The organism is Psychrobacter immobilis, from assembly GCF_904846235.1.
In the GTDB taxonomy this organism is placed as follows: domain Bacteria; phylum Pseudomonadota; class Gammaproteobacteria; order Pseudomonadales; family Moraxellaceae; genus Psychrobacter; species Psychrobacter immobilis_C.
In genome coordinates this window covers 1-514 of sequence record NZ_CAJGZN010000068.1, presented here as the reverse complement: position 1 = coordinate 514, position 514 = coordinate 1, and the positions used below count along the sequence as shown (strand labels likewise).

General features: G+C 39.7%; 1 protein-coding gene. It reads left to right on the top strand.

What is annotated here, in order from left to right:
* Window positions 1–62: 62 nt before the first annotated feature.
* Window positions 63–404 (top strand): IS630 transposase-related protein, encoded by a 342-nt coding sequence (locus JMX07_RS13555; protein WP_173239480.1) that lies wholly within the window; start codon window positions 63–65, stop codon window positions 402–404.
* Window positions 405–514: the final 110 nt, after the last annotated feature.

The following is a 514-nucleotide window of genomic DNA, read 5'->3' as shown; positions in this document are numbered from 1 at the left end:
TATAGTAGATCTTTTATAAAAGTGGTACAGTCGTTTTAAAACAAGCGAAAAGTAAAAAGATTATGACTTATTCAGCAGACTTCCGTGCTCAAGTGATTAAAAGTGTTAAACAACAAGATATGAGTATCAGACAAGCTTGTGCATTTTATGACATTAGTAAGGCCACGCTACAGAATTGGCTCAAAGATCCTAGTATTAAACTCACTCGCAATAAACCACCCAGTAAAATACCTAACGAAGCTTTATTAAAAGATGTTGAACAGCATCCAGACGATTACATGTACGAGAGAGCACAGCGTTTTGGCTGTAGTAAGTCGGGCATCGAGGCCGCTTTAAAACGTCTTGGTATCAGTCAAAAAAAAGACCTTAGAGCATCCAAAAGCTTGCCCATTAAACAGAGCTAAATATCTAAGTAAACTGGGCGACTACATCGCTCAAGGCTATGCAATTGTATACATGGATGAGAGTGGCTTCGAGGCTGAGACCATCCGCTCTCATGGCTATGCACCTATTG

What these genes read in the sequence shown, in the direction of transcription:
- JMX07_RS13555 (WP_173239480.1), top strand. Translation starts at nt 63, where the DNA reads ATGACTTATTCAGCAGACTTCCGTGCTCAAGTGATTAAAAGTGTTAAA.